5 protein-coding genes are annotated in these 6875 nt (G+C 40.2%); all 5 read right to left on the reverse strand.

All coding sequences use genetic code 11. The features are described 5' to 3' along the window. Position 1: 1 nt before the first annotated feature. The 5 genes from ACESQ2_RS19130 to ACESQ2_RS19150 all read right to left on the reverse strand — a co-directional run bounded on the left by ACESQ2_RS19130 (position 2) and on the right by ACESQ2_RS19150 (position 6768). Positions 2–1417, reverse strand: coding sequence for a mannose-1-phosphate guanylyltransferase/mannose-6-phosphate isomerase (locus tag ACESQ2_RS19130; protein WP_373171108.1), 1416 nt, complete (start codon positions 1415–1417; stop codon positions 2–4). A gap of 212 nt (positions 1418–1629) precedes the next feature. Then, complete coding sequence (gndA, locus tag ACESQ2_RS19135) at positions 1630–3036, reverse strand: NADP-dependent phosphogluconate dehydrogenase (RefSeq protein WP_196565125.1); 1407 nt, start codon at positions 3034–3036, stop codon at positions 1630–1632. 185 nt (positions 3037–3221) lie between these two features. Beyond that, positions 3222–4538, reverse strand: coding sequence for a lipid II flippase MurJ (locus ACESQ2_RS19140; RefSeq protein ID WP_373171109.1), 1317 nt, complete (start codon positions 4536–4538; stop codon positions 3222–3224). Beyond that, the gene (locus tag ACESQ2_RS19145) at positions 4535–5692 is read right to left on the reverse strand and encodes a glycosyltransferase family 4 protein (RefSeq protein WP_373171111.1); all 1158 of its coding nucleotides are present in this window, start codon (positions 5690–5692) and stop codon (positions 4535–4537) included. The genes ACESQ2_RS19140 and ACESQ2_RS19145 overlap by 4 nt, the downstream gene beginning before the upstream one ends. Next, the gene (locus ACESQ2_RS19150) at positions 5689–6768 is read right to left on the reverse strand and encodes a glycosyltransferase (RefSeq protein WP_195606025.1); all 1080 of its coding nucleotides are present in this window, start codon (positions 6766–6768) and stop codon (positions 5689–5691) included. The genes ACESQ2_RS19145 and ACESQ2_RS19150 overlap by 4 nt, the downstream gene beginning before the upstream one ends. Positions 6769–6875 lie beyond the last annotated feature (107 nt).

Below are 6875 nucleotides of genomic sequence, written 5' to 3' on the forward strand. Positions count from 1 at the left end.
ATTAGCAACGACCATACTGGTCTTTAATACGGATAATATCGTCTTCGCCCAGATAGGAGCCGGACTGGATCTCCAACACTTCCAGTGGGATACGTCCAGGATTCTCCAGGCAGTGTTCGGCACCAATGGGAATAAAGGTAGACTGATTTTCAGTCAGCAGGAACTGCTTACCGTTGACCGTTATCTGCCCAGTGCCTGCGAGGATCACCCAGTGCTCGGCGCGGTGGTGGTGCATCTGCATGGAGAACGCCCCGCCCGGCTTGACGGTGATACGGTTAACGTTGAAGCGCGGAGTCTGAACCACCACGTCGCTGCGGCCCCACGGACGGTAGATTTCGCGGTGTCGTTTATATTCGCTGCGCTGGTTGGCCTTCAGGTACTCCACGACCTTTTTCACGTCCTGGGCGCGGTTTTTATTCATCACCAGCACCGCATCCTTGGTACTAACGATCACCAAGTCCTCAACGCCGATAGCCGCCACCAACTTTTCATCGCTGTTGATGTAGCAGTTCTGGCTGTTGTGCACCCAGGCATCGCCGTTCAGCACGTTGCCAAGCTCATCTTTGGGGCTGACATCCCACAGGGCTGACCATGAGCCGACGTCGCTCCAGTCCGCGTCCAGCCCCACCACCACCGCATCGGCGGTCTTTTCCATTACCGCATAGTCAACGGATTCGTCGGGACAGGTGCTGAACACCTCATGCGGGATGCTGATAAAGTCGCTGCCGCTATCGGCCGCATTGACCGCAGCCGTGCAGACTTCGAGAATATCCGGGCGGAACTTTGCCAGCTCGGAGAGATACTTTTTCGCCCGGAACATAAACATACCGCTGTTCCAGTAATATTCCCCGGAGGCCAGATAGGCCTGCGCACGATCCAGGTCAGGCTTCTCGACAAAGCGGGCGACCTGATAAGGCGCATGCTCCCCTTCCCCCAGCGAATCGCCGCGCTGGATATAGCCGTAGCCGGTTTCCGGGGTGTTCGGAACGATACCGAAGGTGACCAGATGGTCAGCATGCGCATACTGCTCAGCAACGCGGATGGCGTCGTGGAAGACCTGCTGATTATTGATAATGTGGTCCGCTGCCAGGACAAGCATCAGCGGGTCATCGCCATTCTGCGTGGCCTGCAGTGCCGCGAGGGCGATGGCCGGTGCCGTGTTGCGGCCCACCGGCTCAAGAATGATATTCTTCGACAGCTTGTTGAGCTGTCTTAGCTGTTCAGCCACCAGGAAGCGGTGCTCTTCATTGCAGATAACCATAGGCTCATGGGTATCCAGACCGGAGAGGCGCGAGATGGTTTCCTGCAACATGGAGTTCTGCCCGTACAGTCGGAGAAACTGTTTGGGGTAGAGTTCACGGGACATCGGCCACAGGCGGCTACCGGTGCCACCCGCCATAATCACAGGAAGTAACATGATATAATCCTTAATAAATATGAAATATTAAATGTGACGTGATGGAAGTAATAACTTCTTTATTTGCAAGTTCAATTAAAAGTGCAAATAGAGAAATACCACATAGACAAGAAAGGAATAACCTTATTATATACAATCAAAAAAATTAAATACTATTTGATATTTTTGAATTAAAAAACAACCTGGCTTTTGCCAGGTTGTTTGTCAGCTAGTTAATCCATCCACTCGGTGTGGAACACTCCTTCTTTATCGGTACGCTTATAGGTATGTGCACCAAAGTAGTCACGCTGAGCCTGAATCAGGTTAGCAGGCAGAACAGCGGAACGATAGCTATCGTAGTAAGCAATAGCCGCAGAGAAGGTTGGAACCGGAATACCATTCTGCACTGCGTAAGCAACCACATCGCGCAGCGCTTGCTGATAATCATCGGCGATCTGCTTGAAGTAAGGCGCCAGCAGCAGGTTGGCAATGCCCGCATTCTGCTCATAGGCATCAGTGATCTTTTGCAGGAACTGAGCACGGATGATGCAGCCTGCACGGAAGATTTTAGCAATCTCGCCGTAGTTCAGATCCCAGTGGTATTCATCAGACGCAGCACGGAGCTGGGAGAAACCTTGAGCGTAAGAGACGATTTTGCCCAGATAGAGAGCGCGACGAACTTTCTCAATGAACTCTGCTTTATCACCAGCAGTCTTCGCTTGCGGCCCGGTAAGAACTTTAGAAGCAGCAACACGCTGGTCTTTCAGGGAGGAGATATAGCGAGCAAAGACTGACTCAGTGATAAGCGATAGCGGTTCGCCCAGATCCAGAGAACTCTGGCTGGTCCATTTACCGGTACCTTTGTTTGCTGCTTCATCAAGGATCACGTCAACCAGGTATTTACCCTCTTCATCCTTTTTGGTGAAGATGTCTTTGGTGATGTCAATCAGATAGCTGCTCAGCTCACCTTCATTCCATTCAGTGAAAGTTTGCGCAAGCTCTTCATTAGAAAGCGCCAGGCCACCTTTCAGTAAAGCGTAGGCTTCAGCAATCAGCTGCATATCGCCGTATTCAATACCGTTGTGAACCATTTTGACATAATGACCAGCACCATCCGCACCGATATAGGTTACGCACGGCTCACCGTCTTCTGCAACTGCGGCAATCTGCTTGAGAATTGGCGCAACCAGCTCATAAGCTTCTTTCTGACCACCAGGCATGATCGAAGGACCTTTAAGAGCCCCTTCTTCACCGCCGGACACACCGGTGCCAATGAAGTTAAAGCCTTCTGCAGAAAGTTCGCGATTACGACGAATAGTATCCTGGAAGAAGGTGTTACCACCATCAATGATGATGTCACCCTTATCCAGGTAAGGCTTCAGAGAGTCGATGGCACTGTCAGTGCCTGCACCCGCCTTCACCATTAACAGGATACGGCGCGGAGTCTCGAGTGATTCAACAAACTCTTGTACAGTATAATGAGGGACCAGTTTCTTGCCTGGATTCTCGGCAATCACTTCTTCGGTCTTTTCACGGGAGCGGTTGAAAACGGAGACGGTATAACCACGGCTCTCGATGTTGAGCGCAAGGTTACGCCCCATCACTGCCATACCGACAACCCCGATCTGTTGCTTGGACATTACATACTCCTGTCAGGTGTTATTGCTGCGAACAATCTCACAACATTAAGTTATACACTAGGTTAGCTTAGAATATCGTTATATAATAGCGTAATTATCATCACATTCCAAATGTCTCATATAAAGAAGGAATATGGTAAAATCTGAAATAAGGAATAAATAAAGCAGAGCATATAAAATTAATATCAAACATATTTACAAAAAAAAAGACCTGCTAAAACCAATACACTTAAAAGCACTAAAAACATATATAACTCAAGAGCGCGCTCAATTACAATCAATATAAGAGACCCTACAAAATTAAAAATCAAAAAACTTACTGCCACCGTATAAACACCTAATGTATCACGAAGGAAAAACAATGATAATATTCCACTCACCACTGAACAAAAAACAGAAAATAATATTATGGCATAGCGACTTTTAACTGCAAGGATTTTTAAATTTAAATAAAAGTTAGCTTGAAAGAAAAGGCTTATAGAAAGTATTTTTAATTGTTCATACACCTCGATAGTATCATTAGCCGTGAAAGAACCATGTTGATAAACTAATTTGATAAAAAACCAACCAAAAAAGAATAAAATATAAGAAACAAATAAAACAAATAAATTATAATAAAGTATTGTTTTTTTTGCCTTTATAGTTTCCTCATGACTTGATGCAAGTATTGCATACCCAAGCGGAACGCTAATGAGGCTAATGAAAGTTTCAGTATAGAATTTTGCATACTCGTATGTAGAAATCATAGTCAATGAAATTTGACTACCTACATGTTTTTCAATTACCCAATAAATTTGGTATAAAGCAGGAACTAATAGTAAATATTTTACGTTCTTAAAGAAATTAACTATGGTAAATAAAACGTCTTCAAAAAGCGGGATGACTTTTATTCTAATAAGTATTATACTGATCCATATAGACATAAATACATAAGCTAATGGAAAAGCATAGACGAAATAGATATAGTTTTTCAAGTAGAAACTTAAAATAATACCAATTGATAAAATTACAGCCTGAATACTCGCCCTGTGAGAAAATGGAGATAATTCTTTATGTACAACAAGAATCGATGAACATATATTCGAATATACATAAGGAATGATAGAGAATGCGGCGCCATATATAAACGAATGGAGAATATCAAAATATCCTTCCCCCGACTCTAAAAAGAAGGAAGTGATGTTCTTAGAAAATATCAAAAAAAATAAAGTTAGTAGAAGCGCCAATGCCAAATTAATGATCAGCACAGCCCCAAATAGACTTCTGGCTTCAGCATTATTATTATTATCCAATAAAGCACGATACTTAGGAATTAAACCCCCAGAAATAATATCCGATGAGAATAAATTAATAGGTGATAATAAGACAGTTTGTGTAATTCTAAATGATGAAGTTTCTGCACTTGTGCCAAAACACCATGCCATTAGTAACTCTCTAAAAACACCTGCAAATTTGCCAATCAGACCGCCAGTGAAAAGCGGCAGGAAAAGTTTCTTTATCATTTGCAATACTCTTGTTTATATTGTTCCAAAACTTCAGAGTATTGCAGCGCAATTTTATCCCATGAATAAGACTGGGCAGTGGTATAAGCATTCATCAGCATATTACATTTCACATCACTTTCAAGATTAATACATTGCGAAACAATACGGCTAACATCTTCCGGCGTTCGGAGAGTAATGTACCCATTTATATTATCGACAAGATAATCTGAAATGCCGTCTACCCCGGTACTCAGAAGTATATTACCTGACGCCATAGCCTCTATTCCAACCAACCCAAAGGGCTCATAATCGCTCATTAAGAATGCAAAGTCAGAAACATTGAAATATGGACTAACATCTTTTATTTCTCCTAAAAAATTACAGTATTCATAAATACCAAGTTGCTTAGCTTGCTTAATGTATTCATCTGGATTATCCCTGCTAATGATAAGCAGCGTCATCATGGAAAGGTTTTCTTTATTGCAATATGCTAGTCCTTCTAGTATAACTTTAAGTCCTTTCCTTTGAAACTCATTCCCAACAAAAATAAATATTTCTTTATCAAATGGGACTCCGAGCCTCTGTTTTAAATTCTTATTGCTCTGATCAGGTTTAAATTTGGAAATATCCACACCATTTGGTATAACTTTAATACGCTCTGCAGGAAAAGAGTAATTATTTATATATTCATGTTTAACCTGTTGTGATATGGCTACTAAGAATTGTCTATTTAGTATTTTGAAAACAAAAAATTCTCTTAAAATACATACATAATGTAACGGATTTATTATCCAACTATAGGAACCATTTTTAACCTTAGTCTTAAGAGCCTGAAGATGGCAAGAATGGCCAACTTGTATTCCGTTGTTATAACCACAGCCGTTATATAGCTTAACGTTATTTCTATGGAATAACGATATAAAGGTAACTAATACATCAAACAGGAATACTGAAATCGCTTTACCTATCCATTTGCCTAGATATTTTTCAAAAATATATATAAAAGGTATAACAAACACTTTACTGCTATCGAATCTCTGTTCTTCGTTTTTATATATACAGTAATTGATGACCTCGTGCCCATTATCAGTTAATTTATTATTTAGTTCGCTGGCTACTCGACCAATTCCTGAGGATTGATCTAATATTCTAGTAAACTGAATTAATTTCATTTGATACCCCTTTCTGAGATCACGCTCTCAATGAGATTATCCCATAGTCCTTGAACAGTCTCTAGATTATACTTTTGCACTTCCATGATGGCATTTTTACTAATTTTCTCAAGATCGCTGTTATTGATAATATCAATGATATCTTGCGATGTATGGTTTTCATCCAAAACAAATCCATTTATTTTGTCATTAATAATTTGTCTTGGCCCTACATGATCGCTGCAAAAACATATGCATCCACAGCTCATCGCCTCAATTATAGATATACCAAACAATTCTTCCCAGCGTTTAGTTCTAATTGAAGGCAAATAAAAGAAAGTTGATTCAAGTAAATGATGATATATTTGCTGTCGATTTTTGATAAATCCTAAGTACTCCAAATTTGAAAATTTCATAGAAGCCTGCAAAACCTTATTTTTTAAAGGGCCATCGCCAATGATGGTCACCATATAATCAGGATGTTCTTCAGCAAACGATATGATTTTGTCGATACCCTTTTCCGGTATTAATTTCCCGATAAAAATTAAAGTTTTTTCTTTTCTGGCGGGTACATTTTCCAACACTGGTGTATCGATTACATGAGGTATTACAGTAGAATGTTCATTAACATTTCTAAAAAGATTTATAGTTTTAAATGCAGATTCGCTGACACAGACAATATTGATATTGTCGGAACTTAAAACTTTCCTCCATACTTTTTTTGATAAATTCGTTAATATACCATAAGTTCTAGGAACATATCTTTGCCCCCAGTAGGGCCAAGAAGTATGCTCGATAACATGGTTTTTATTACAAAGCAAAGCATAATATGAAATACGAAAATCATAAGGCGCCATACCAAAAATGATAATTTTATTTTTCATCCACGGAACTTTACATCTGAAAATAAAATTTCTAAGTAATTTTTTTACATCAGCTTTTTTAAATTTGTACAACTCACGTAGAAATAATCTAAATACAGATGACTCATAATAAATAACGTTATATTTGTTACTCATCTCAAGCGCTTTGTAATAGGGCCGCCCATCAGTATCATGCAGAATAATAATTTCTTTTTTTAAGTTATGATCATACATAATTAAGCCCCTACCAGTAATTTAAAGTATTTGATTTTTTTTATGAACATAGTAAATGCATATGATATTATAAAAACTAGAAATATTTTTAAAATATCGTTTATTAC

It is taken from the genome of Klebsiella sp. Q11 (assembly GCF_964241505.1).
GTDB lineage: Bacteria > Pseudomonadota > Gammaproteobacteria > Enterobacterales > Enterobacteriaceae > Klebsiella > Klebsiella michiganensis.